Below are 25,317 nucleotides of genomic sequence, written 5' to 3'. Positions count from 1 at the left end.
CAGCCCCACTTTAGGGGCTGTTTTATTATAAATCTCATTTACCTCTTGAAATTTCATATTGCATTTCAGCCCACGTTTGTACTTGGTATTCTAACCAATCATCAAAGTCTTCAATTAGCTCTGTTGATAGGTGAAATGCCTGCCCAAGTTCAGTTACGCTTTTAATTCGTAAAGAATCAAAACCATCCAATATTTCAGGATATATATTTTCTTTACCATCAATGCAAAAGTCTTTAGGGTTATTTGAAACATATATAAGATCATATTTATCTGGATAGTTAATTTTTTGAATATGCTCAATAAAATTTCGCAGAATTAAAGTATCATTAAAATTATTTTTATTATTTGAAAATGGTCCCTTTTTAGTAATTGCCAAATTAGCTACAAACATTTTTTGTTCATCATTAATATCAATTTTTTTAGCAGAAAATAATAATTGCTCAACTTCTTCGACTCTTAATTTAGCCTTTTCTAAACGCTTTTCTTCGGTGTCAAGTTTTTCTAAGAAAGTGAGCAATTCCACCTTTTCTTTCGCAGGTAAAAATTTAGCGAGACTTTTTGCGGATTTAAATTCTTGCTTTATTGACTCACAAAGACTCTTAATAGTGGATTTTTTATTTCGTTTCCATTCTTCAATTACGATTTCATTTGTAAGTAACTCAAACTCATTATTCGCAATTTTCTCTTTTAGAGATTCAAAAAGTGGATCAAATGTTTCTTTAGTTAAATAAATCCAAATATTCGTATCTAATGCTAACTTGCTTGCCATTGTTATATTGTTCTAAAATTTGTTCGATTAAATCTTATCTTTTTCCTGATTACGTAATGGTTGCTAATCTAAATTTAAATTCATTTAGCTTGTTATTATATTGAATTTTTCAGATTTTAAATATTTGTTTATTATAGTTTTTTATATATGATAGTTATTATTGTAGCAAAATTTGATTAACTAACATATTTATATGATTTTTAAAACACTTATCCATTTCTGATATTGATGATAATGCTATATCGTAATCATTAATATTTAATGCTAAATGAGCATGCGGAATTTTAAGATCTGTAGTTCTTTTTATATGTAAATGAGGACTCCTTTTGTAATCTCCATGAGTTAAATCAGGATCACATGGATCAGTATGAAGTAAAATATACTCCTTATTTTCCCTTTCTTCAATGGAGTAAAGATGAAAATATATTTTATTTAAGTAAAATTCATTTTTTTCCTTCCTATCCCATATTTCGAAATAACTCGCATTAAAATTTGGATTGATTGTTTTAAAGGTTTCTTGCACATTTCCACTGATAAATTGTCCTACATCTGCAATTACATTTTCAGTAAAACAAAAAATAATCTTACTATCTGTTGCAGGCACTCTTTTAGCATGCGTATGCTTATTTGCAACAACAAATTTTAATGTTTCTTTAATAGATTTAATTCTTGACTGCAAACTTTTTTCAGTTTCCAAAATATATTTAATCGCCATAAATACCTAATAATTCTTTTTCAATAATGGTTAATTTATAAAGATCACAAGATATTTGATTAATTCTTTTTTCAATTTCAAAATGTTTAGAACTATTCTTTTCATTAATTCTTTTCTTTACTTCAAGAATCATTTTGCTAACCAAGCTTGAATTTTCCATTAATGTTGGGTCTGGTGTTGGTACGGTTTTTAATAAACTGATTGGGAATATATTATATCCACTGGATTGTTTTTGAGATTGTAGCGACAAACACCAATAACATGGAATTGAATTCAGAATTCCCAAAAAATAATATAGTAAATCAATATCAGCATCTTTATCTTTTAATGTGAAGTAAGGAGAACGCGATGTTATATATTCACCATTTATATCTATTGAGAATTTTGGTGATATTGTAAGATATGGTGAAACAATTTTTGGTGAACTAGCATCTAGAGCATTACCAGGTGAGTGCAATTTCCACCATAAAAATTGAGAACTTTTTACTTTACCTCTTTCTTTTAATAGATCTTTATTCTTATTCAAATATTTCCAAGTTTCAGTATACTCTGCTAATATTTCTTCATCAATTAATTGATTGTCTATAAATGGATAGAATATTAATTCATCACTGTTTTTTTCAAATGAAAAAGAATTAATTTTTTTGTCAGGTAATAGTTTTTTATATATTGGAAGTTCTTTTTTACTGACATCTTTAGAATTGCGTATAAAAACACTGTCTTTTCCTGTAACTACACCTTGGGTTAGCTTTAAATAATCACTAATTTCTTTATTTTCCTTAATTTTTGCAAATAGCTCAAATTCTCTCTTATTTAATATAAACCATTCACTATCTTTTTTAAAATAATCAGTCGCTTTATAAACTTGATATATATTTGTATCATTTTCACTCTCATTTAGTAGCTGATTTAAAGCTTCTCCTACAGAAGCACGACATTTTAATAGCCAAGTATTTTGGGTATTAAGGAACTCACTATTTTTCTTTCTTACAATGAGTAGCATTGTATAAGTATTGACATTTTCAAATACATTTATCGCCGACAAATCAGCAACAGATTCAATGTAACAATTCTCTAAAACATAATTTCTTAAATTTTTTGATGATTGAGATACTAAAAAATTATGTGGAATAACAAAAAGACCTAATCCACCAGGCTTTAATAAATCAATTGATAATTTTAAAAAAGCATGGTATGTATCAATTTTCCCATTTTTTATTCCACCCATTATCTCTTTTAAGAACTCAGCCAAATCTGTAGATTGTTTATTTTGATTTATATAAGGTGGATTAGATATGATCACATCCACATTAATATTTCTGCTAATAGCTCTCTTAATTAAACTTAATGCATCGGTATTTAAAACTTTTGGTCTATTTGTATGATCATTGAAATTGTAATTTAATAATGTTAATGATAAATTAGTAGCTAAACAAGCATTTTTATCAATGTCAACTCCAACGACACTGTTAAATAATTTATCTATATCTAATTCATTATCATTGTCCAATCTTCTTTCAATCTCATTTTCTAAAATAGTTCTTAAAAAAATACCAGATCCAACTGCAGGATCTAATATCTTAAGGTTATTAAATTCAGAGTATGTATAAGATTTTGAAATATATTTAGAAAAAAAACGAGCTACATATTCTGGTGTATAGAAAGCCCCTGCTTCTTTATTTATTGTTTCAATGGGAAAGTCTGAGAATCCAAATAAATTCTCTTGCAAATGATATGAATTATCTACACTTAATAGCGAAACATATTTTTGATAAATTCTACTTAATGCTTGTTTAGTTATTATAGAAAAATCATACTTAAATCTATTATTTTCATTTTCATAAAAGCTATTAAAAATTCTTTTTAAATCATAGTTAGATAAGTTAGTAAATATTTCTAATTCTTCTTTTTTGACAACGAATTTTGGCATTGTTATTTCTAATTTGCTTTCAATCAGTTTGATGATTTCCAAAAATGTTTTGTCTTCATTTTCAGCTGTAATTTCAACAAGAATTTTGGATTTAAAATCAATTAAATTTCTTCTTTTCTTAAAATCTTCTATTGAACGTAGAAAAATTATGGAATTAAAAAAATGTGATAGCGAAACCAAACTTACATCATTATTTAGTTCTGCAGATATTACTCTTTTCCAAATTGATATATTTTCTATCAAAACATCATCTAATGCTTTAATATTTGAGTTAGGTTTTCTTTCAATAATCTTATAAAAGGCATCTACATTTAATGAATCTTCTTCATTTCCAACTTCTATCTTTCTTGTTTCTAACCTTCTTTTTTCTCGATTTAATATGTAATAATAATTTATATATCTGTCATCGATTGTAATATGCCAATTAACAAGATTATTATATGATAACGATAATAAAGTTTCTTCTTCAACAGAAGTAAGTTCTTCATTTCTTTTGTTTAGGAATGAAATGATTGCTGAATTTTGTAAGCCATGTTCAATGACTAAATAGCCATTAGCACTTTCGTTGTTTGACGGTGGAATAAAATAACTCGGATTCCAACCTAATTCTTTTGCAAAGTCTAAAATTAAAGTTTTTGAATTTGAAGGTAAGGAATTAGATGTGAGTATATTATGTATTTCGCTGACTGTTTTCCTAAGCATGATTTGTTTTCAATAAGACCTAAATATAATCATTCCAATTAAAAGGAAAAATTTTTTTCTAAAAAATTGAGCTTAAATAATTTATTTACGCATTAATCCCTTCATAAATACTCCCACCCATCTTTAGAAAAGGAAGACCTTTTCCCACCACTTATAAGAATACAAAAATTTACAGGAACAATTATAAATTCAAATTGAAAGCTAGGTTTGTTTGTGCTGTATGATCTCAATTCTGTGATATCATTTCTAATTCAAAAATTAAAAAAATGAAAAATTATCGATTACAAGAAAAGAGTATCAGAGAACAAGGAATCTTACAGATTAGCAATGGACTTTCTTTTTTCCCTTTGAAATAATTATTTACTTCAGTCATTGATACAACAGTGAAAACAAATACGGCTCAACCATTATAGTTAAGCCGTATCAATGAAAAGTAATTATCCCGAATTACTTATGTTTTATTGTTAATAAGCTTCTCAAGCCTATCCATCATTTCATCCTTTTCTTTCAGCATTCTTTCATATAAGGCAATTTTCTCATCGTATAACTGTACAACTTTATCAATTGGATTAAAACTACAATGAGGATTAATGGCATTCAATGTTGATTCATCATTACTTGTAAATGTATTTGATATTACATTAATAGCAGCCTCTTCATCAAAGTTCTTAAAAGCTTCAACAGGAATTTTCAAAGTCTTAGAAATGGCTTGCAACAGATCATCTTCTACAATATCTTTCTGCTCCAGCAAAGAAATTTTCTTTTGGTTCCATTCTTCACCAAGGTCAAAGGCCAAAGCCTCCTGCTTGATGCCGAGCATTTCCCTGAAGCGTTTCACGTTTCTTCCCTGATGTATTTTCTGTTCCATAGGTTATCAAAATTTTAAAGGCTTAAAGATAAGCCATTCCTGTTAATTCGTCTGAATGAATGGTAAAGTTAAAAAATTATCCTTTAATATCCCTTCACTAAGATATTTTATTCCCTGAAAGTATAGCGTATTCAGGCATAAGGCCGGAATTTAGTCCTTACATTTTAAATCCTATCCTTATGAAAAAGATAAAAATACCGATGGAAACCAGTTTCTGGGCGGCCTGCGAAATAGAAGACCCTTTTGAACTGATCAGTGTTTTCTTTACCTATTGTACGGTAGACGACTATAAAAACACACTCAGTGAGATGATGCTGTATGTCTACAAAGCTGAGGTCTGTAAAAAAGACCGTCCGGGAGACGTTTTTGATTTCCATACTGCCGCCAGGTCATTTATAAGGGCCGGTTATCTGCTGACCTTCAAAGCAAAAAAATGGAAAGTAAAGAAAGCTCCCGAAGAATGGCAGGTCATGAGCCAGGCTTCCCTGACGAAAGAAGAATATGAAAATCCGTTTCTGGTATTTGCAAAAGCATTTGAATGCAAAACGCCGGAAGAATATGATTTTTTCCTGAATGAGATTGTTCATGTGTCGCTCTCGCCTTATAAGGAAGAATTTAATTATGACCTGGTCACTCCATACATTTACCTGGTAAAAATGCTGGATGCCGCGCAGGTCATGAGTGAAAGAGGGGTGAAAAAGATCAAGAATAAAGTACCGGGTAACCCCGGATAATATATTCTTTTCCGGGATAGAATATCTGTTGCTCTTTGTCAAATTTACTAAGAAAAATTATTAATATGAAAAAGAACACCCGCTTTAGCAAAGATAAATAGCTTGTAAGCATGAAAACTCCTGGTTTTGTTTTGAAGACATGGATCTGACAGCGATCCTGAAATGGATAAGCATACGGATATGACGGTCTGGTTTACCTTGGTTTGCTTATGTATTGGGCTGTCTTTATATACGATGAAAGTGGTTTTGAACCTAAGAACGATCCGCTATGAAAACACCTAAGAAATCTCCATTTTCATTTCTCACCAATGAATTCTTGGAAAATAAACTGGATCAGCTTGTAAAAGATTATTCCATTGTTCATATCTTTTACATCTAAATGGTCCTTGTACTGGTAAATATACTGATCTTTTAGGTAATCGTAAAACCCTTCTGCGGTTGGGAAATGCTGAATATCAGTTTTTAATAATCATATGATTAAGTGAAATAATGAAACACCACCACAAATTGCAGTGGTGGTGTTTACAGGTTACAAATCCGTGAGGTTAGGCGTTTTTAAAAATTATTTTTAATCCCAATACAAAATATATCTGGACTTTAATCCAGTTTCTATCTGAAAGAATATGCTTTGTTAGTATATGTTACAATATATTTCATATTCTCCTTTTTAACATAAATGAACTTATAAAGTTTCACATGATTAGCATCTAAAATAATTTTTTTAGTATCAATAATGATGGTAATGTCTGCATTGTTTTGTATTACACATGAACCCGCAACCCCTAACTGTTCAATGGTTTTCATTTTACTATCAAGTATGATTTTCTCATCGACAATAACTTTAACGTCATTATTATCAAAAGTTCCCATAAAATAAATAATTGATTCTTCTTCTCCTAATTTAAGCTGTTTTATTAAAAGCTTTGAAGAGCTATCATTTTTATCAATTTCTAACTTTCCCTCATAAACAGATTTTACATTCGAACAACTCGTTAAAAAGAAAATCAAAAGTATTGCTGTCACTATATATATTTTCATTACTTAGGTTTTTTTTGTTGATCTTCAACCAGTTTAATTACTTGTGTTCTTTGAGCAGGACTAATCTGGGTGCCACTATCTCGTAATTCTGCTTTGTTATTGTCATCAGAGTTCATCAGATAAATAATATAACGTTTGCTTGCAAGGAAATTTTATTGAAACTGTTCCAATCTATTATTAATTAAAGTATAAAAAATATATTTTCCTTTAATCCTTCTAATGATATAATAATCATTACGTGAGTAACGGGCTAAACTATCATCTATTTTTTCACCATTTAACTTAGCTTGAATATACAGTAGTTCATTTTTAAATTTCCCTTCTTTTTCTTCATATAATTTTCTCTCCAAAATGATGTTATCGCTATTATTGACTTCGTCATAGTAGGTAAATTCTACTACATTAGTTTTTTCTGTTTGAAGCAACGTAACAGTAGGAGCAGAAATATGGATGTCGTATTTTTTCCAATTATAAATAATAAAATCATCTTCATTAAGCAATGATTTTTGTAAACTGACAGTACCATCTATGAAATTGTCAAAGATAATGCCCCGATCTTTACATCCATTAATCATTAATTCTATAATTTCCTTATTTTCACCTATATTTTTAATCTTATTAACTTCCGAGTCATTAATACAATCCTGATATGCATTTTTCTTTTTATTATCAAAGAACTTTTTAATCTGTTGATTTTGGGCATAACATGATTGCATACATAGAAAAGTAATAAAAATTACAAAATAGTTATTTCTTTTTTGTCTGTTTAACATTATAATAATTATATCTTCTTTTTAAAATTGGTGAATCTGCCGTGCCATATACTGACCTTGCAGCATTTGATCTATCATCTATAGGTATATTATCTAAAGCTTTTCCAAATTGATTATAGTAAAGACTATTTCCAGTACAATCAATCAAAACCGTTTGTAAATCTTACACCTTCAACAGCTTTCGAATTCGTGAATAGGATTATCCACTTATAACTACAGATCATTTAATTCTAAAAAGTTCAATCATTTTGATTTTACCATCATTTTGTTCTATCGTATGCCAATGTGAATTATTTCCAATCAATCCGGTATTTTTATCATCAACATATTTCGATTTACCTGTTTTTAAATATTCATCAATCTTTTGTATATTATCAATATCAGATTTACTGACTTCAAATTCTTCATCTTTATCAATTAAATTATCATCGGTGTAATGCCTAATACCATAATAATTGTTATCAATCTTTAAAATAGTTTTTGTTCTATAAGGTATATATGAATTATCACTAATATAATTGATAATTAAAAAGTCTTTTTCATAGGAAGTCTTTTCTAATATTTTTAAAGTATTATTTTCATAAAATTTAAGATATTCATAATGAGCAATACACTGATCATAAATATTTTTAGTGATCCATTCTTCAGTTTTTCCCTTTATAAGGTCTTCACTTTCTTTACGACATTTATAAATATCTTGATTGTTAATTTTAAAAAATGGAACAATATTCGTTTTTAAATTTCGATTGTTTTGAGCATTACAAGAATTTGAAACAAGTAATATAGCACATATAAAAAAGGTTCTCATTTCGTTATTTTTTGGCATTATTATAATAATTAAATCTATTGTTTAGGGGCTTTCCACATCCTATACAATCCAAGTATGCATTTAATGGATCACTTGATTTCATATCAAAACGTATATTTTTTCCGTAATTATTATAATATACACTATTTCCGGTACTGTCAATAAGTATAGTTCTAGGATCGACTCCATTAGCAACTTTATTCTTCAAATTGACAGCATAAGAAACCCTTAATGGCAATCCATTTTCTGCTCTGATCTTATTTTCTACATGACTTGCATAGATTTCGCCTGCGCTTATTGTTGGATCAGCCCAGCTCCCGAATAATGTATATTTAGAAGGATCCATTTTATGTGCTAATTCATGTCCGAGATTTACAAAGAATGGAGATTCCTGTAATCCATTTGTTTGTGGTAATTTTCTTGACATTGTTGGATCCAATTTTATAGGGTCAGACTTTTCTACTCCAGCCTCAAAACTGTTTTTTTCGTACATGAGACTTACGTCATGATCTGCATTATCAAAGTAAGAAACTAATTCTTTTCCCGTATCTCCACCATTTTCTAGTGCAGATAAACCTGCGACAATTCCTATAACATTATCAGATAAATGAACATTTTTATCAATTGCCACCCATTTCCCATCTACTTGATGCTGTGTTTGACCATTGGAATAACGGTATTGATTATCTCCATCCGTAATATTTATCCATAAACCATCAGGATCAATAAATCTAATAGGATTATTTATAGCATAATTGTAGGGAGAAAAATTATGACCCTTTTCACCTAATGGATCTATTCTCGTCCAACGCCCTATATACGGCATATAATTCCTCCAACCGTAATCATACATCCCGCTTTCCGTTTGGAGTTCCTTCCAGTTGTACTGATAATTATAGTGACCTTGCCAAAAAGCGATTTCTTTTATCTTAAAAGAACGAGCGAAGGGAATGTATCATTGTTGGTTAGGATTCAATTTATAATGCTTCAGTATGATGTTTTTTGAAGAATCCTTCAACTTATATGAAATACCTTTATCTTTATATCTCCAAAATTCTAATCTGTTATCTGCAAACAATGTATCTTTCTTGGTAATAAATGCAAATACATAATAGCTATCATCAGGAATAATAATATTATTTTTTGTATATATTTCCTTTTTAATTTTTGAAATCTCTTCATTAATCCTTTTACTTTCAATAAGAGTTCTCGCTATATTATTATTCTCTAAAAAGAAAAATTTCAAATCAGAACCTAAGACATATTTGCCATTATTAGTCGTACCATTATAATAAAATAATGTAGTTCCTTGATTACTGCACGATGTAGCAACAATCAATAACATTAGTAATAAATATTTAATTTTCATAATTATTTTGGAGTTGCAGGTGGTTTAATTTTTGTTGAAGTCACACTTTCTACTGTATAAGGTATTATTCCATAATTAGTTCTTTTATCTTCTCCAAGTTTCACATTCATCTGATTCCCCAAATTTGTTGTTGTATACTCTTCTTCTTGATCTGGAAATCCTAAATTTCGATTATCTGGTGTTATTATCGACTTATCAGTATTATTATCATATTTATTACGATTCCTTTCTCCATACTTTTTTGGATTTGAAAAAAGGTTATATCCATGAATCATTTCATGACCAAGTCTAGAAGAAGGGCTGTTATAACCAATATTTCCTTCTTCCAATGTCGATTTTGTACCGTCCTTCCTAAATCTTATACCTTCTGATGTGTTGAATTTTACGGATTTACTATTAGGGTCGAATTCGTTTTTCTTGCCATTTTCTATCTGTTCATTAATTATAAAAGTATTTTTTTTATCATTAATCATTTCGTCCATAATGCTCACAGTTTTAGCATTCTTACCTTCACCAATAGTAACATTGAGAGCACCAGTAGAATATAAATAATCTAACGCTTTGTAAGTGTTTCTATCAAATTCATTTTTAATTTTACTGTAATCTCGATTTTTTTCATATGAATAAATATTATCACCAAACCTAATATCTCTACCATCTGGGTCAATAAACATTATTGGATTGTTAACTGCGTAATTGTAAGGGCTATGTCTTCTATGTTTCTCCGCCAGCGGATCCACAACTCCCCATCTACCTATATCACTCATATACATCCTGGCCCCATAATCATACATTCCCGTCTCCTGCAATTCCTTGCCGTTGTACTTGTAATTCTTATAAGCCGAAGCCGGGCTGAAGAAAGAAAACCCTGTTTTCAGATGGTTCATCCCGAATGGATAATAATCATTGCTGTCTGTGATTTCAAGAGCGCCTGCGCTGCTTCTGCTAAAGCTTACCCGTACTGAACTTCGTTCGTATCCTTCGTAAAAGCTTCTCTTTTACTTGTCTATCTAAGTGGTCCTTATACTGGTAAATATACTGATCTTTTAGGTAATCGTAAACCATTCTTCTGTAGGAAAAAACTGAAGGTCACGGGTCTTCGATGCCAATGTCGCTGTAGTAGCCATAGGCTCCACAGAAAATGCCTGCATTTCAAGGGCTCGTGAGGTTTCCAGGTTAGCCATCCTTTCAGCGCTCATCCCGATGATCCCGATATTTTCGGTTTTCAGGTACTGGAAGCCATCCAGGTAATCAGTCGTCTTTTTAACGATGGAACCGTCCACGGTGGTCGTGTTTTGTTTCTGCAGTTTGCTGCCGTCCGATCCGTATTTGGTGTTAACAGTAACCGTTTCCTATTCTCTACCGCAATTCAATTTCTAATTATAATTTAAAGCAAAAACCCTCGCAAATTGCGAGGGTTTTTTATCTTCAAAGGAACGAGCGAGACGCTCGCACCAGCTGGGGGATTTATTTTCTATCTAACTGATTGCTAATCTTAATGAATTTACCAATTATTATATCCAATATCCTTGAAATCTTTTCCTATTTTAACTTTACTTTTTATATTATTAAATATTTTATATGCACTGTCTTTCTCTTCTGGAAGATAGAAGTTTATTAATTCATTCTTATTATCAAATAATAAACTCCATACATATTCTTCATCAAAAAAACTTACATTATTTATATCAGGATTTTTATTTGTATATACTTTAGCTGATTTTTTAATTGATGTCATTAAAAAATTAATATCATTAATATTTTTGCCTACAAGTAAAATTTTAACATTTCCATACTTGATAATAGCTCTTTTAAAAGAATCATTCTTATTTAGATCTAAATTTATGTCACCTGTTCTAAGATCTAAATCAATATTTTTATTTTTTAATTCATCTTCTATATATATTATTGTCAGGAAATTATTTTTAAGATTAACATCTTTTTCTAAAACATTTTCATAAAAAGCATTTATGAAAGGATTCAACATTCCCTTTTTTTTTACAATATTCTGAGAATAAGCAGTTATGTATAATATACAAAAAAAAGTAAAAAGAATTTTTTTAGTCATAATAGGCACTTTTAGAATTATAATTCATATATTTTCCCTTCAAATAGGTTCTAAATTTAACATTTTTAAAGTCAGGATCTACAGTGTTATGATAATCAGCATTTCCCCTAGCTCCTTCCACATCTGACTTTCTTGGAATAAGCATATTATTTTTTACGTTCAGCATATACCCGCTAGGGAGATGATTACTTGGATGATTATGATCATGATTAGTTAATATACTAGGATAAAAAGAATCACCATTAATATTAAAATTCTGCATATATTGTTTCGGATCAACAATTGTTTTTGAAGGTAATCCCAAAGTTGACACAACTGAAAATCCTCCTTTATTGGATGTATATGTTGAATTTGAAAACTCATTTGTTCCATTATTATACATATATTCTGCAACTTCTGTTGCTTTTTCCTGATTGTTTTGAAAGCTTAATGTTGTTAAAGTATTTGAGCTTTTTCCTTGACGATCTGTAAATGTTTCAGATAAAGTAATCTCCTGTTTATTTGCTTCAACATAACCTTTTTGTCCAACTTCAACACCTTTTGCATCTGCTTTTAAAGTTTTACCATCGGTTTCAAATTGATTCTCTGTATAGATTATATCCGTATTTGAATCTGCAACTTTTGTTAACTTTCCTAAATTATCCCATTTGAAAATATCTTTTGCCTCTCTTCCATCAGGATCAATAAATCTCAAAGGATTATTAAAGGCATAATTATATGGTGACCAACGACGAGAAGTTTCCGCCAGCGGATCCACAAGACCCCAACGTCCGATATCCGGCATATAGAACCTTGCGCCGTAATTATACATTCCGGTCTCCTGTAGCTCTTTGCCGTTGTACTTGTAATTTTTATAAGTTCCTGCTCCAAATAGAGTATTTCCATTCTTCAGATGGTTCATCCCGAAAGGATAATAATCGTTAGCATTTATTATTTCGAGGACTTTTTCCTAAAAATAAACAAGAGCACAATAATATGCTCTTGTAGTAATTTTATTTTAATTTTTGTTACTTATCAAGTTAATACTACTTATTAACCTTTACTTCGTTGTCTATATAAAGACCACAAATATTTAAACAATCTTCATAAAAAACTCTATTCATCTTGCTTGTCCAAATTATTTTTCCATCAACTAACTCTGTATGTATACTTTCTTTTGGCTGATGCTCTGGCATATAAACTGAAAGCGATTTTTTTAATTTAAAAGAATAAATTTTGCCCGCCTGTAATTTGTATTTATAAACATTATTTTTATAACTACAGATTTTAGGCATAGAGAATACCCCTTTTCCTGTTTTATTTTTAAAATATACTATAAAACTATTCTCTGTGCAATCAATTTTTTCAACTTTTGCAACCAAAGTAATTTCATTTTCTTGTAACTGAAAAGAGCTGCTAAGAAAAAAATATATAAAAAAACTTAAAAATATTATTAATAATTTTCTCATTGTAAATAAGTTTTAAAACGACCTAAAGATGTTTTTACTTTAGTTTTGCTATTAGTATAAATATATTCTTCTGTAGAATACCTTCTACCATTGTCATCACTCCTTTTTTCTCTAATTTGTTTACCCGTATAATCTGATCCGGGATCTTTAAACCTTGGATCCAATTCTTTTGCTTTTTTATGCGCTGTTGTATATCCCTTTGCATTATTTTCTGGGGAACTTGCCGCCGGACTTCCAGGACTATTAAGGATTCCCATATAATCTTCAAGTGCCTCATGTAAAGTGCCTACTCCCCCAGGTAAACCTAAAATTTCATCTAATTTTTTATTTACCATTGGATTTACAACATTAACACCTATCATTTTCCCATTTCCTGCCATCTTATTTCCTCCATAAGCACCTCCTTGGTAAAAAGTGTCATTATCAAGCCTATAATCACCATCTGATTTTAAAACAACAATATTACAAACGTCCTCCGTAGCTTTTAAAAAAGTAGATGACGCTTCTGTTAGTTTTACTCCTTTAACAGCTTCAGCCGTCACTTTTCCCGCTTCATCCATTTTTAAAGTTAACTGCCCTTCTACAGAAGACTGTAACTCAGCCAATACTTGACTTTTATACTCTCCTGTAATAATCACATCCTGATTTTCCATACCATCAGGATCAATAAATCTCAATGGATTATTAAATGCATAAGTATAAGGACTATGTCTTGTCATCTTTTCCGCCAGCGGATCTATTACGCCCCATCTTCCGATATCACTCATATACATTCTTGCACCATAATCATACATTCCCGTTTCCTGCAATTCTTTTCCATTGTACTTATAATTCTTATAAGCCGAAGCCGGGCTGAAAAAAGAAAACCCGGTCTTCAGATGGTTCATTCCAAACGGAGTATAAGAATTGTATCCTAACAAAATTAGCAACTCCAAGCAATAGGCTATCTAAATTTGAGACAGCCTATTGATATTTAAAAGTTTGCATTAAATGTTTTTGCACTTTGAGTAAATATAGGAACCTTTTCAACTTTTATATTATAAAGTAATATTTTGTATTTTCCATTTGTATAAATTTTTGATATTCTCCCAACATTCTCTTTCAATAAATATTCTTCTTTATATCCTCTTTTCTCCCAGTAATTATTCAAATAGTTTCCAATATCATTAGGTTCAATTTCTAATAACTTCCAATCATCAGATTCTTCTTCATTTTTATAAGCAGAATATATGTAGATGATTTGTTTATCATCATATTCAAAGAAAAAATTATTATCGCTCTTTGTCCAATTTATTATACCCTTGGGTAAAATTATTGAAAAATTGGTTGTATAATATATTTCATGATCTGCAGAAGCATTTACTTTATTTATATACTTAAATTTATTTTCATTGTTACCATACTCAAATATCATACTATTATTACTTATACTGTTTTTGGGTATATCTACATATGAAGTACAAGAACTGATTAATAAAATCAATAAAAAAAAGATTGAATATTTCATAATTATTTGTTTATTTTTTCCATTGCTTTTTTAAATGACGAATAATCTATTTTAATAATAGAACCACCCGTATTATAAAATCCTACTGTAGGAGTATATGTATTGGGAGAGGGAGTTCCTCCTATTTGACCAGAAGGTAATGATCCTTGATTTTCAGTCCATCCTAAAACCATAGATGGCTGTGTATTATTGGACATATTTTTAGGATCTTTGTCTGTATCTGACGGAGAAGGCACCCCATAACTGGTTACATTTCCATCGTTATCATAATGTAAAGGATGTAAATGTGCATCAGAAGCTGTTTTATCACCTTTTTCTCTCAAATCCTTCTTAGCATCTGCCCATTCTTTAGATCCTACTTCTCCTGCTTTTTCTCCCATTACTGTTTTTGATGATTTCCCATTCTGTCCAAACAAAAATCCTTTTTCAGTTCCTGTTTTATCTGTTTTACCAAAAGTATATATATCGTCAATTTGTTTTAATTGATCATTAGATACCTGATTAATAACATGACCTGCGCTAATTGCGGCATCTGTATCAGCTTCCTTTTTACTAGTAGTTAAAACTACTTTTTTATCAAGTTTCCCATCTTCAACATGTTTGGTAAGCTGACCTTTTAAATTATAATAATCTGTAAGGGGACTTCTTCCATCCGGATCAATAAAACGAATAGGATTATTGAACGCATAATTATAAGGACTCCATCTTCTCATCTTCTCAGCAAGTTCATCCACAACACCCCATCTTCCAATATCCGGCATATAGAATCTTGCTCCATAATCATACATTCCTGTTTCCTGCAGTTCCTTGCCGTTGTACTTGTAATTCTTATAAGCCGAAGCTGGGCTGAAAAAAGAAAACCCGGTCTTCAGGTGGTTCATCCCGAAAGGATAATAATCATTGCTGTCTGTGATTTCAAGAGCGCCTGCGCTGTTTCTTCCAAAGCTCACCCGTACGTTTCCTAAGTGATCCTTATACTGGTAAATATACTGATCTTTTAGGTAATCGTAAAACCCTTCTTCTGTAGGAAAAAACTGAAGGTCACGGGTCTTGGATGTCAAGGTGGCGGCTGCCGCCATAGGCTCCACAGAAAATGCCTGCATTTCCAGGGCTCTTGAGGTTTCCAGGTTAGCCATCGTTTCAGCGCTCATCCCGATGATCCCGATATTGTCCGTTTTCAGGTACTGGAAGCCATCCAGGTAATCCGTTGTCTTTTTAACGATGGAACCATTCACGGTGGTCGTGTTTTGTTTTTGCAGTTTGCTGCCGTCCGATCCGTATTTGGTGTTAACGGTAACCGTTTCAATTCCTTTGGCGTAATTCAATTGATCGGGAAGGTTCAGAAAGTTGTAGGCAATCTTACTGATTCCTTTGTCCGGCATTAAGGTCATGTTGCCGTTAAGGTCATATTTTATTTCCTGCCCGCCACCTTCATAGCCTGTCGGGTTGTAAGCATAATCATTAATGTTCGTCAACTTATTGCTCTTGTTTCCTGATGCATAAACATATTCCAGCTTATCAATCATTGTTGCTGTTGTTCCCGATTCTACCACGGAGGTTCTGAACAGGTTGGTGATGTTCCCGTTCACGTCATAGTCGATGGATTCTGTGTTTTCCTTGCTGTTTGGGTTGTTTGGGTTCTGGTAATAGCCTGCGCGGAGCCGGTTCAGCGGGTCATAGGCATAGCCGTACCTTTTTGGGGTTAATGAAGGATTCTGACCCAAAGTCTCTACCGCACGCCAGTCCACTTCCGCAATATTCCCGTTGTATTTTGCCGCTACATTTTTTCCTGAAAATAAAACAGAATCAGGATTGGTGATCCCATCTTTCCCGGTATATTTTATCGTATAGGCAAAGAGCTTCCCGTTCAGATTGGATACCGTCATCTCGGCTTTATTGATATCGGTGAGCCAGCCCCGGATATTGTAGGCATAATCAATGCTCTGTAGATTATTTCCTACCTTCTTGTTGCTCAGTTGGGAAAGTTCATTGTAGGTGTTTTCTGTCAGCAGCTCTTCGGGATTGGCGTCTACTTGGTGGAAGTGCTGTTTCAGCCGGTTCTGGCTGTCATACACAAAACGTTCCTGTACGGTTACCCCGACTTCGCCTGTCTTCCTCATGTGATAGGTATTGGCCTTTTGAGGGGCTCCCGCAAAATCCAGCAGGGATTCCGTTTTAGTATACCCTCCCAGGTGGTTGATGGAATGGGTGAAAACCGCCCTTCCCATCGTGTCGTAATAGGGGTAGTTTTTGGTCCACTTGTTATCCTCGATGTTCCTTACATAGGAAGCGGTCGGAAGGCTGTTGGTAGAGGCATCGTTCTCTGCATTGGTTGCCTGGCCCATAGTATATTGTCCAAGGACCGTTGCCGGGATGGCCGGGGCTTCCGGCGGATAGGTGTCATAATAGTTAATCCCGAGCAGGATCGTCCCCGTGGAAGGATACGCCAGGTTCCTGTAATATATATTCATGCCACTGATCACTACAGGATTCGGGACACGGTCTTCGTTATTCAGGGTAGTGGCAGGCAGGCTGTTTAAATAGTCCTGCGCCGCCGTGCGTGATTCGGTATTGGGGTAGAAGCCGGTAAGAACGGTCCGGTTGTAACCGTCATACTTGGTGAACAGCCAGCCCCTGGTGTTAAAGGTGTTGACAGCGGTTCTTAAGATCCCGTCCTGGCTCAGTACCAGGCGGTCCTGTTTATCATAGACCATCCATTCCCAGTCCTTGCCCGGAAGCTTTTTCTCTACCAAACGGCTCCTTCCGTCATAGCGGTACTGGTAACACAGCTCATTGAGGACAGCTTCCGTTACCTGGTTATTGGCCTGACTGATCTGCTGCACGGCTTTGGGGGAAAGCACATAGGCCAGCTGATTATAGTCGTTGTAGACATAATAGGTATCCACATTCTGGCCGCCGTCATTCCTTCTGACCAGCAGGGTCTGTCCCTGTCCGCTCTTAAACTCCGTGATCGGGTTCCCGTCTTCATCGGTTACGGTGTTCTTATACAGTGTGGCAGCCGGATAATACCCTGAATTCTCTGTAGAAATTGACAGTACGGAAATACCGGTGGATACGTTGTTAACGGTACTGGGAGTGGTAACCGCCCTGAATTTCTTTACCTCGTTTCCTAGGTTGGCATCATAGCCAAACTTTATGGTTTTCCCGGAGCTCATCTTCCAGGGCTCGCCCGGAGCAGCCTGCTGCAATACCCTGTCCAGCGGTGAGTTCTCCACCTCTTTCTCAGAATAGGCATTGCTTACCCCGTAATAGGTATTGGCAGTGCTTTCATTTACGATCCCGGTATGGATCATTGAGTTCTGGGTATCGGCAGGGACCGGAAGGATATCCTTTATCTTCCTCCCGAAGCCGTCATAGGTTACCGGGGTGACCAGGTCTTTCCCGGCAGGGGTGGATTTGACGCTGACGATCTGTTTGGCCCTTCCCAGGCCGTCAAAATAGGTGATGGCTTCAGAGACTTTCGTACAGTCATCATTAAGGCAGGTTCTGGACTGCACATAGTTCTCCGTATTGGTCTGGGCATAGGACATCGATGACAGCGCGATGGCCAGGACCGGAAGTGTTTTGGTTAGTATATCGGTTCTCATGGTTAATTATGGCTTGTAGTTGTATTTGTATTCGGCAGCCTTTTTATCGGTGTAGGCTCCCGCACTGTTCTTGCTTCTCACTTTGGTTTCCTTGAGCCTGTTCGCGGTATCGTAGGCAAAAACCTGGCGGATCCCGGATGGCGGGGTGATCGAGGTTACCCCGATCAGCGGGTCGTAGGTATAGGTCGTGACTTTCTTATCCGTCAGCTGGCTGTTTTTCCTGAAGCTGTTCAATGCTTCCAGAAGCAAACCTTCTTTGGAAGGGTCTGCCGCATCATTATCGGAAGCCGTGACAATGGCTGTCGGGGAAGCCAGAGAAGTCAGCTGGTCATAGGTGATCCCTTCAATCTTGGCAATGGGCTGGGTCTTGTTATAGCCCCATACTATCGTTACCGGAATGCCGTCCCTGGTCGTGTACTGAAGAATATTACCTTTTTCGTCATACTTGTCATAAGACACCTCTGTGGACATCACCCCCGTTAGCTGGTCTGCTGATTTTACAGATAACGGCAAAACCAAATTACCGGCCTGAGGCGTGGGAACCGAGGTAGGGTAAAGGGTTTCGGTCTTTCCTAAGGTTTTGGTCACGCCTTCTTTGGTCTGGGTAGTAGTGGTTTCCAAAGGAATGCCGATCATGTTCCGGTCGATCATCAGCTGGTTGCTCTTCTCGTGGGCGTAGCCGTAGTTGGTTTCGGTTACTGTGCCATCCGGAAGCTCCACCTTTTCTTTCGTCATCTGGTGATGGCTGGGATGCAGGCTTTTATATTCAGTTTTAGTGATTAATTCTTTTCCGTTCAAATAGTCCTTTGTTTCTTTAGAATAATCGGGATCATCAAAGTTTTTGAATTTATAGTAAAAAAAATCAGCCCCCAAGAAGGTAGGGGTAGTTACCCCCGCTCCTAAATAGATGAAATCCGAATTTCTTATAACCCTGTCATAATCCATTCCATAAACCCAACTCAAATTTTTACCGGTTAAATAAATATCTTCATATTCTAATGATTCCGCTTTTTTTCCGGAATAATCAGTAAAAAGAGGTTTCCCGTTACGGGGATCTTCAAAACAGGGTACTGAAGCTGATATCAATGCCCCGCCCAATCCTTGATTGAAAATACACGCCCCTATATAGCTACCTACTGAATAATTATTTAAGAATATATGTGAAATATTATTTCTTTCATTTGTAATAGGGTTTATTCTATACTCTTTTGCATTGGTATATGCTATTAAAGAACCATTTCCAGTCTGCATAGGAAACCTGCTTTGTGAAGTTACAAATGATTTTTCGGGTACTCTTTGCAGGAAATCCAATTGAATTGAGGACAAGCCTGTTTCAATACCATTGAATTTATAATCATATTCCTTAATAATTGGAGCTTGCATATTTTCAGTGTTTTCAATCCTCTTAATTCTTAAGCCACCAAAAGGGACTTCAAGGCCGACACCTGTATTTGTAACTAAAGTAGAGTCCAGTATAGTATATGCAACTTCAATAGCCGCCTCATCCTGTAGATAATTAAAATATTGTGATTGCGGTCTGATTCTGCCGGAATATACTTCCATTTTTACTTTTAACCCATTTATCAGTTGATTTTTCGCGAATGAATGGGTCATTGAAAAACCATTTTGAAGCAGCGATCTGCCTAACACAACATTATTGTCATTGTCCAATACCGAATAATAAATAGAACAACTGTTTATATATGGCAAAGAATTTTCAGGATAGATACAATTTGTCGTAGTTGTGGTAAATCTCATGGGGATCATTTGTGTGGACACTGCAAAATCATTGGAATTGACAGGAAATGGCATTACATAAGTTTTATTCAATTGCTGCGTGTCATCTTCATGAGTAGAGAAGTACACATATTTATTTTTAGTAGGAATGTTATTATGCATCTGCTGCTCTGTTCCAGTTGCATCACCGTAATAAATCCCTCTGTTACTTTCAAATAAAAATTTGGTTTTTCCTCCTGTAGGATAAATGATTTCTTTTAAGATTCCTGCTTTTGCAGACGAAGGATCTACATTCCTTTTATTTGGTTCTGTAACTACTACATCAATACTTGGAGTAAGTCCGGTATTACCGATTTCTCCATTATAATATCCCCATAAGTCTCTGGCATAAGACAAACGGTTTGGTAGAGATGTATCATCATAATTAAATTGATAGGAAGAAGGTTTATCGGTATTTGCATAAATATTGATTTTCTTTAATATCAACCGTTTAGATATATCATTGTCATTTTCAAATCGGTTACATGTATAAGATGGATATGCGGGAGATGGGCTGATCATATAATCATAATCAAAACTAACTTTGCTTATTACATTGGTTTTATTCTTGATTTCAACATTATTTAATTTCCTGCCGTAAGTTGTAAAATCTAACCGAGAATCTTTATTGAAAATGGCTTCGCCAAAATCTCCCCAAATCCGACTGATAAATAAATTAGTCCCTCTTGTTTTTGAGTAATTTGTATACACTGTATTTCTTGAATCATTAGGATCAGGATGTTCAGAAAAGAGATCAACGGTTTTAGTTTGATTGATCAAATCACAATCTTCATATATAACCGGATCATATCCAAAATTTAAAATATGGTTGCTTGGACTTGTTATTTTTGACAATACCCATGTGCTGGTGTAAGGCTGATCCTTTTTTTCAGGTAAGGTTCCTAAAGAGTTTCCGCCTATACTATACGTATAAGAATAGTTAATGACATTTCCTTTTATGTAAAGATACTTATATCCCTGAGGGTTAATAATTTCCCAATTTCCATTAGATGTAATGTATTCAATTTTATAATCGGAATCAGGAAACTGCACAATATGACCAATAGGATGTTCAGCATCTCTTTCCTGATTGACCATAAATGAAATACTTTTTCCATCAGGAAGTGTTATCCGGTAATCATCAGATTCTAAATCCAGCAAATTAGATCGGTATAAGTTATCAATTTCATAGCATTGTGTACAACTGTTATTCACAGGAGTATTAGGGGTTAATACTTTTTTTATATTATAAACGTTGTTAACGGTATATTTAGTTTCATAGAAAAAACCATATGAAAAATCATCAGGAACTTGTCTTACGTTTCTGACCAGTGTAGGAACGGATAAGTTCCATCCTAAACCAACCCAGGATGCTCTTTCTCCGACTGTAATTCCTGTACTGTTATAAGATAACTTTATATCGAAGTTAATATCTCCCTCCTTAATGCTGTAAACGGGAACCGAAATATCGGGGCTTCCGGTATAAAGCGATACCGGAGTTTCAAAAGATTTTAAAATAGCGTTTGATTCGGGAGTCTGAGGAACAATATTCTGTATATAGTTTAGACCCTGGGCATTGATTTGTAAGAATGTGGCTATTATACTTATGAATAGCAAATTTATTTTTTTCATTGATTATCTATTTTTTTAATCAGTTTAGCGCTCGCGGTTTTGTTGGTATCTGTTTTAATCGTAACCAGATAAGCTCCCTGAACCAGTGCCTGGGTATTGATCTTCGTCACTTTGTTTTTCGTCTTCAGACTTTGCAGCTGCCTTCCGCCCATATCATATAAGTTAATATCAGCCTCCTTGAACTCAAACCCGATTTCCACATACGCGTAATCAATCACCGGGTTCGGATAGATCTTAATGTCCTGTTTCTCGATCAATTGGTCAATCTGCCGGTCCCCAAGCTTCACGATCTTCCAGTTCTCTTTCCCGAGTTCCTCTGCACTGGTTCCGGCTAAAATAATCGAACCGTCCCTGTTCAGCTTAATATCTGACAATCTCTCCTCACGTTTACTTGACTCGCCTTTAACGTGTTTCCGCCACTGCTCATTTCCGTTTTGATCTAAATAAAGCATCCAGAATTTCTCATCATCATTCTCAATCCTTCCTTCCGCCTGAGTATATCCACCTATTAAAATCCCGGTACTCACATCTTGGCTCTTGTCTCTTGGTTCTTGATTCTTGTCTCTTGTATCCTGGCTCTTTGCCACCACACTCATCCCCATCAGCACATCCCGGTTCTTGAAGCTGTACGACTTCTGCCAGATCTCGTCGCCCCTTTCATCAAGTGAAACCAGCCACAGATCGGTTCCTTCTTCAATTCCAACCGTTTTATTGCCTGATCGTTCCGACCTTGATTCCCCGCCGATTAAGTATCCTGATGAAGTCAAGGCCAGAGTCCTTGGATGGTCATCGCCGTTGCCGCCGAAGTTCTTTTCCCATTCCACTTTCCCGTCTTTATTAAGCTTAATGATCCAATAGTCTCCCTCTCCATAGTTCTCGGTTTTCTTTGATCCGCCGGCACTGCTTCGGGAATACACGCCCAGTAAGGCGCCGCCGTCTTTGGTCGGAACCATCTTTTCCACTTCATCGAGGCCTTTTCCGCCTAAGATGAGCTGGGATAATTCTTTTCCGTTTTTATCCAGCCTTATAATCAGGACATCTTTGGAGCCGTACCCTTTTCCCGTTGCCTGAGCGGAGCCGAAGGCAACATTCCCGGCCACAAAGAACCCGAAATCCGTCGTCTGGATCACGGCTCTCGCTTCTTCATCGGAAGCGCCGCCGATGGTTTTCTGCCATAATTCATCCCCGAATTCATTGATCCGTATCAGCCAGAGGTCAGATCCTCCTTTCGAATCTTCCTTTTTATCCAGGCCTTTTGATGAGTACGAGGTTCCTGCCAGAAGAAAACCTCCCTCCTGGGTATTCACGGTGGCGGACAGGAAATCATGGTTCTTTCCGGAAAAATATTTTTCCCATACTTCTTCGCCCTGTGGGTTTAATTTTATCAAATGAAAATCGAAACCATTATTCTGTTGTTGGCTATTAGCCTGCAGTTTACTGCTCTGGATGGAGCTTCCGGTAATTAAATAGTGCTGGTCAATGGTGGTGGTCACCTGCGAAAGGAAATTCTGGGTAGAGGATTTTAGGTCCTTCTGCCATATAATTTCCTGGGCTGAAATGCCAAGTACCGTAAACACGGTTAATGCACTCATGTAGAGTTTTTTCATGCTTAGTATAATTTAAGTAATTGTGTTATTAATTTATAAAACGCTGCAAAAGTATTCTTTTTAATTCACGATTGAAAGGTCTAAATATATATTTAATGTGAATACTGTCAATTTGCCTGTTAACAGTATCTCTGCTTATATTCCTTAATGATCTTATGAAGCAACGGTATGACAGCAATGCGACAGAACCTGTCGTGTTATATTCTGGTTTTATACAACATAAAATAATTCCAGGCTGCCTTAAAGATAATCAAGCAGAATCAAAGATAAGATTATAAAGTAATAAAACAATAAATTATTTAAATAAAAACAATATAAAATTGCTTTTTAGTGGCAAGATATCATATTCGGGCTGATTGCTATATTGATATTCCATGTCAGTTTCTTCGGTCATTGTTCGATAGTTCTTCGGAAAAAAGGGGCAGTATTCCCGGTCAAAACCTGCCAAAAGCGGTCACATTGGGCAAAGGTATTTTAATGTAAAAAAATTCCGCGGTATATTGATCCTGTACCCGGCAAAATGGAAAAGATGGCGGAGGCAGTTAAAGCCCCTCCCGGCCTGTATGATCAAAGTGTGCCCTTATGCCCGCACTCATGACATTCATCCTGATCCGGTATTCTTTGACCGCTCTGTCAGATCGGACCCTATTTCAGGAGTGTACATTCATTAACCGCCCGAAAGATTTTAATGTATCTGCCCCAGGTCAGACCGGTTATTCCATAGGAGAAACAAGAGGACCTTTTACAGCATTAACAGCCGGTCCCGGCTTTTGAAGGCCGGTGAAAAAGAAAAAAGCATCAGCAATACAAAAACAAGATTGATTCGTTTTTAAATTCACAATATTTTCAATAAATTTTTGAATTTATATTAATTCCAGCCAATGGGATGTCGATTAAAAAACGGACTGGCTACCATGGGCTGAAAAAATCATTTTGGGAATCATTTTACACAAATCCGGTGATAAGGACCCCAATATCATATCCCTGGTTCCTGATCCGCATTAAAACGGTTATAAATTTTGAGAATTTAAGCGTGAAAACCGTACTTCTTAAAGAGCGTGTACCTGAAAATCAATGACAGAATAGAGTTCCTGTGTGGACAGGAAATGAAAACCGGTTCAGGTTTGCCCAGGCAGCCGCCTTATGATTCTGCCAAGAGAATCCTCATCACCGGATGCTGCAAAGCCATGGTATTGCGGCCAATCCTGTTCAATCCTACTCATCTGTCATTAGGAATCCAAAAGGGCTGAAATCCGGCACAATGCTGCGTTTAAGAACCCTAAAAGCCTTTAACCCGACCGTACCTGATCCGGGAACCGCACAAAAAATCCCCATCCTTGCGGATGGAGATCAGACTAAATCAGTATTTATATGAAATCAGGGTCAGGTCACCGGGATACGCGCTGTGGGAACCCGGTGCCTGTCCGGCATTGTTGGAGTACCCCGGACCAGTCCTGGACCTTTTGCCGTCATCCTCATCCGGCAGCGTACGGTCTGCCGTTAAGCCCGTCCTGCCCGCAGGTGCTGCGATATCCCAGACATGGCTGAAGCTTTATGGCAGCAGGCTGCATTCGCTTTTTCCGTTGCCGGGAGGGTCCTGCCACGCAGGACTGATCCCCTTTCCGGGCTGCGGGCTGCGGTGATGCTCTTCAGCGGCCGGGGAAATCCGGTCCCCCGTCCGGACGTCACCTGCCGGAGCAACGCTTCCCCGCAGCCCGGCGGCCCCTGGGCATGCTCCGGATGAGGTCCTGTCCGTGCCGTTTGGTGCCTGCTGCCGTTCCTGCTTTTCCTGAAAATCTGCCGGGATCCCTTTTGCGATTGGTGCCATGGGGTTGCTTTTTTGGGGTTACTGGCACAAAGGTATCACCGGTTTTTGAATTGGCCATGGCCTGAACACGTTTTGGCAGCTTGTGTCCGGTTTTGGCAGGTTTTGGCAGGTTTTGGCAGCCTGTGACCGGTCATATC

At 35.3% G+C, this 25,317-nt stretch carries 19 protein-coding genes and 1 pseudogene; 1 reads left to right on the top strand and 19 read right to left on the bottom strand.

The window, feature by feature from the left end:
* Positions 1 to 34: 34 nt before the first annotated feature.
* The 4 genes from H561_RS0109335 to H561_RS0109320 all read right to left on the bottom strand — a co-directional run bounded on the left by H561_RS0109335 (position 35) and on the right by H561_RS0109320 (position 4,984).
* Positions 35 to 769, bottom strand: a complete 735-nt coding sequence (locus H561_RS0109335) for a PIN domain-containing protein (RefSeq protein WP_027386746.1) — start codon at positions 767 to 769, stop codon at positions 35 to 37.
* Positions 770 to 926: 157 nt separating this feature from the next.
* A complete protein-coding gene (locus H561_RS0109330; RefSeq protein WP_027386745.1) occupies positions 927 to 1,484 on the bottom strand; it encodes a hypothetical protein in 558 nt (185 codons plus the stop codon).
* The gene (locus H561_RS0109325; protein ID WP_027386744.1) at positions 1,474 to 4,116 is read right to left on the bottom strand and encodes an Eco57I restriction-modification methylase domain-containing protein; all 2,643 of its coding nucleotides are present in this window, start codon (positions 4,114 to 4,116) and stop codon (positions 1,474 to 1,476) included. The genes H561_RS0109330 and H561_RS0109325 overlap by 11 nt, the downstream gene beginning before the upstream one ends.
* A gap of 451 nt (positions 4,117 to 4,567) precedes the next feature.
* Positions 4,568 to 4,984, bottom strand: a complete 417-nt coding sequence (locus tag H561_RS0109320) for a helix-turn-helix domain-containing protein (RefSeq protein WP_027386743.1) — start codon at positions 4,982 to 4,984, stop codon at positions 4,568 to 4,570.
* 179 nt (positions 4,985 to 5,163) lie between these two features.
* Here H561_RS0109320 and H561_RS0109315 point away from each other — a divergent pair, with 179 nt between their 5' ends.
* Positions 5,164 to 5,718 (top strand): hypothetical protein, encoded by a 555-nt coding sequence (locus H561_RS0109315; RefSeq protein WP_027386742.1) that lies wholly within the window; start codon positions 5,164 to 5,166, stop codon positions 5,716 to 5,718.
* 609 nt (positions 5,719 to 6,327) lie between these two features.
* Here the strand turns inward: H561_RS0109315 and H561_RS0109305 are convergent.
* The 15 genes and pseudogenes from H561_RS0109305 to H561_RS23295 form a co-directional block, all read right to left on the bottom strand.
* Complete coding sequence (locus H561_RS0109305; protein ID WP_027386741.1) at positions 6,328 to 6,756, bottom strand: hypothetical protein; 429 nt, start codon at positions 6,754 to 6,756, stop codon at positions 6,328 to 6,330.
* Positions 6,757 to 6,908: 152 nt separating this feature from the next.
* On the bottom strand, positions 6,909 to 7,529 hold the full coding sequence (locus H561_RS0109295) for a hypothetical protein (RefSeq protein WP_155845771.1): 621 nt from the start codon (positions 7,527 to 7,529) through the stop codon (positions 6,909 to 6,911).
* 220 nt (positions 7,530 to 7,749) lie between these two features.
* The gene (locus tag H561_RS0109290) at positions 7,750 to 8,337 is read right to left on the bottom strand and encodes a hypothetical protein (RefSeq protein ID WP_155845770.1); all 588 of its coding nucleotides are present in this window, start codon (positions 8,335 to 8,337) and stop codon (positions 7,750 to 7,752) included.
* A gap of 4 nt (positions 8,338 to 8,341) precedes the next feature.
* Positions 8,342 to 9,256 (bottom strand): RHS repeat-associated core domain-containing protein, encoded by a 915-nt coding sequence (locus tag H561_RS0109285; RefSeq protein WP_228372247.1) that lies wholly within the window; start codon positions 9,254 to 9,256, stop codon positions 8,342 to 8,344.
* Between the two features lie 36 nt (positions 9,257 to 9,292).
* Positions 9,293 to 9,706 carry a hypothetical protein gene (locus H561_RS0109280; RefSeq protein WP_027386737.1) on the bottom strand — a complete coding sequence of 138 codons (414 nt, stop codon included), beginning with the start codon at positions 9,704 to 9,706 and terminating at the stop codon, positions 9,293 to 9,295.
* Positions 9,707 to 10,359: 653 nt separating this feature from the next.
* Positions 10,360 to 11,034: pseudogene (locus H561_RS24490) on the bottom strand (RHS repeat-associated core domain-containing protein); the annotation flags it as partial.
* A 176-nt stretch (positions 11,035 to 11,210) separates the two neighbouring features.
* Positions 11,211 to 11,774: a hypothetical protein gene (locus H561_RS0109265; RefSeq protein WP_027386734.1), complete on the bottom strand. Its 564-nt coding sequence runs from the start codon at positions 11,772 to 11,774 to the stop codon at positions 11,211 to 11,213.
* Positions 11,767 to 12,705, bottom strand: coding sequence for an RHS repeat-associated core domain-containing protein (locus H561_RS0109260; RefSeq protein WP_262486236.1), 939 nt, complete (start codon positions 12,703 to 12,705; stop codon positions 11,767 to 11,769). The genes H561_RS0109265 and H561_RS0109260 overlap by 8 nt, the downstream gene beginning before the upstream one ends.
* A gap of 94 nt (positions 12,706 to 12,799) precedes the next feature.
* The gene (locus tag H561_RS0109255; RefSeq protein ID WP_027386732.1) at positions 12,800 to 13,222 is read right to left on the bottom strand and encodes a hypothetical protein; all 423 of its coding nucleotides are present in this window, start codon (positions 13,220 to 13,222) and stop codon (positions 12,800 to 12,802) included.
* Positions 13,219 to 14,142, bottom strand: a complete 924-nt coding sequence (locus H561_RS0109250) for an RHS repeat-associated core domain-containing protein (protein WP_262486235.1) — start codon at positions 14,140 to 14,142, stop codon at positions 13,219 to 13,221. Before H561_RS0109250 ends, H561_RS0109255 begins: the two co-directional genes overlap by 4 nt.
* A gap of 53 nt (positions 14,143 to 14,195) precedes the next feature.
* A complete protein-coding gene (locus H561_RS0109245; RefSeq protein WP_162143026.1) occupies positions 14,196 to 14,636 on the bottom strand; it encodes a hypothetical protein in 441 nt (146 codons plus the stop codon).
* Positions 14,637 to 14,731: 95 nt separating this feature from the next.
* Complete coding sequence (locus H561_RS22330; RefSeq protein WP_051349349.1) at positions 14,732 to 18,337, bottom strand: DUF6443 domain-containing protein; 3,606 nt, start codon at positions 18,335 to 18,337, stop codon at positions 14,732 to 14,734.
* Positions 18,338 to 18,343: 6 nt separating this feature from the next.
* On the bottom strand, positions 18,344 to 21,745 hold the full coding sequence (locus H561_RS0109235; protein WP_027386729.1) for a hypothetical protein: 3,402 nt from the start codon (positions 21,743 to 21,745) through the stop codon (positions 18,344 to 18,346).
* Positions 21,742 to 23,352 carry a T9SS type A sorting domain-containing protein gene (locus H561_RS0109230; protein WP_027386728.1) on the bottom strand — a complete coding sequence of 537 codons (1,611 nt, stop codon included), beginning with the start codon at positions 23,350 to 23,352 and terminating at the stop codon, positions 21,742 to 21,744. The genes H561_RS0109235 and H561_RS0109230 overlap by 4 nt, the downstream gene beginning before the upstream one ends.
* 1,552 nt (positions 23,353 to 24,904) lie before the next feature.
* A complete protein-coding gene (locus H561_RS23295; RefSeq protein ID WP_051349348.1) occupies positions 24,905 to 25,180 on the bottom strand; it encodes a hypothetical protein in 276 nt (91 codons plus the stop codon).
* Positions 25,181 to 25,317 lie beyond the last annotated feature (137 nt).

The sequence above is a fragment of the Chryseobacterium gregarium DSM 19109 genome, assembly GCF_000430845.1.
Lineage (GTDB): Bacteria > Bacteroidota > Bacteroidia > Flavobacteriales > Weeksellaceae > Chryseobacterium > Chryseobacterium gregarium.
The sequence above is the reverse complement of the archived record's forward strand: the minus strand, read 5'-3'. Positions and strand labels throughout refer to the sequence as shown.

What these genes read in the sequence shown, in the direction of transcription:
- H561_RS0109335 (WP_027386746.1), bottom strand. Translation starts at nt 769, where the DNA reads ATGGCAAGCAAGTTAGCATTAGATACGAATATTTGGATTTATTTAACT.
- H561_RS0109330 (WP_027386745.1), bottom strand. Translation starts at nt 1,484, where the DNA reads ATGGCGATTAAATATATTTTGGAAACTGAAAAAAGTTTGCAGTCAAGA.
- H561_RS0109325 (WP_027386744.1), bottom strand. Translation starts at nt 4,116, where the DNA reads ATGCTTAGGAAAACAGTCAGCGAAATACATAATATACTCACATCTAAT.
- H561_RS0109320 (WP_027386743.1), bottom strand. Translation starts at nt 4,984, where the DNA reads ATGGAACAGAAAATACATCAGGGAAGAAACGTGAAACGCTTCAGGGAA.
- H561_RS0109315 (WP_027386742.1), top strand. Translation starts at nt 5,164, where the DNA reads ATGAAAAAGATAAAAATACCGATGGAAACCAGTTTCTGGGCGGCCTGC.
- H561_RS0109305 (WP_027386741.1), bottom strand. Translation starts at nt 6,756, where the DNA reads ATGAAAATATATATAGTGACAGCAATACTTTTGATTTTCTTTTTAACG.
- H561_RS0109295 (WP_155845771.1), bottom strand. Translation starts at nt 7,529, where the DNA reads ATGTTAAACAGACAAAAAAGAAATAACTATTTTGTAATTTTTATTACT.
- H561_RS0109290 (WP_155845770.1), bottom strand. Translation starts at nt 8,337, where the DNA reads ATGAGAACCTTTTTTATATGTGCTATATTACTTGTTTCAAATTCTTGT.
- H561_RS0109280 (WP_027386737.1), bottom strand. Translation starts at nt 9,706, where the DNA reads ATGAAAATTAAATATTTATTACTAATGTTATTGATTGTTGCTACATCG.
- H561_RS0109265 (WP_027386734.1), bottom strand. Translation starts at nt 11,774, where the DNA reads ATGACTAAAAAAATTCTTTTTACTTTTTTTTGTATATTATACATAACT.
- H561_RS0109255 (WP_027386732.1), bottom strand. Translation starts at nt 13,222, where the DNA reads ATGAGAAAATTATTAATAATATTTTTAAGTTTTTTTATATATTTTTTT.
- H561_RS0109245 (WP_162143026.1), bottom strand. Translation starts at nt 14,636, where the DNA reads ATGATATTTGAGTATGGTAACAATGAAAATAAATTTAAGTATATAAAT.
- H561_RS22330 (WP_051349349.1), bottom strand. Translation starts at nt 18,337, where the DNA reads ATGAGAACCGATATACTAACCAAAACACTTCCGGTCCTGGCCATCGCG.
- H561_RS0109235 (WP_027386729.1), bottom strand. Translation starts at nt 21,745, where the DNA reads ATGAAAAAAATAAATTTGCTATTCATAAGTATAATAGCCACATTCTTA.
- H561_RS0109230 (WP_027386728.1), bottom strand. Translation starts at nt 23,352, where the DNA reads ATGAAAAAACTCTACATGAGTGCATTAACCGTGTTTACGGTACTTGGC.
- H561_RS23295 (WP_051349348.1), bottom strand. Translation starts at nt 25,180, where the DNA reads ATGGCACCAATCGCAAAAGGGATCCCGGCAGATTTTCAGGAAAAGCAG.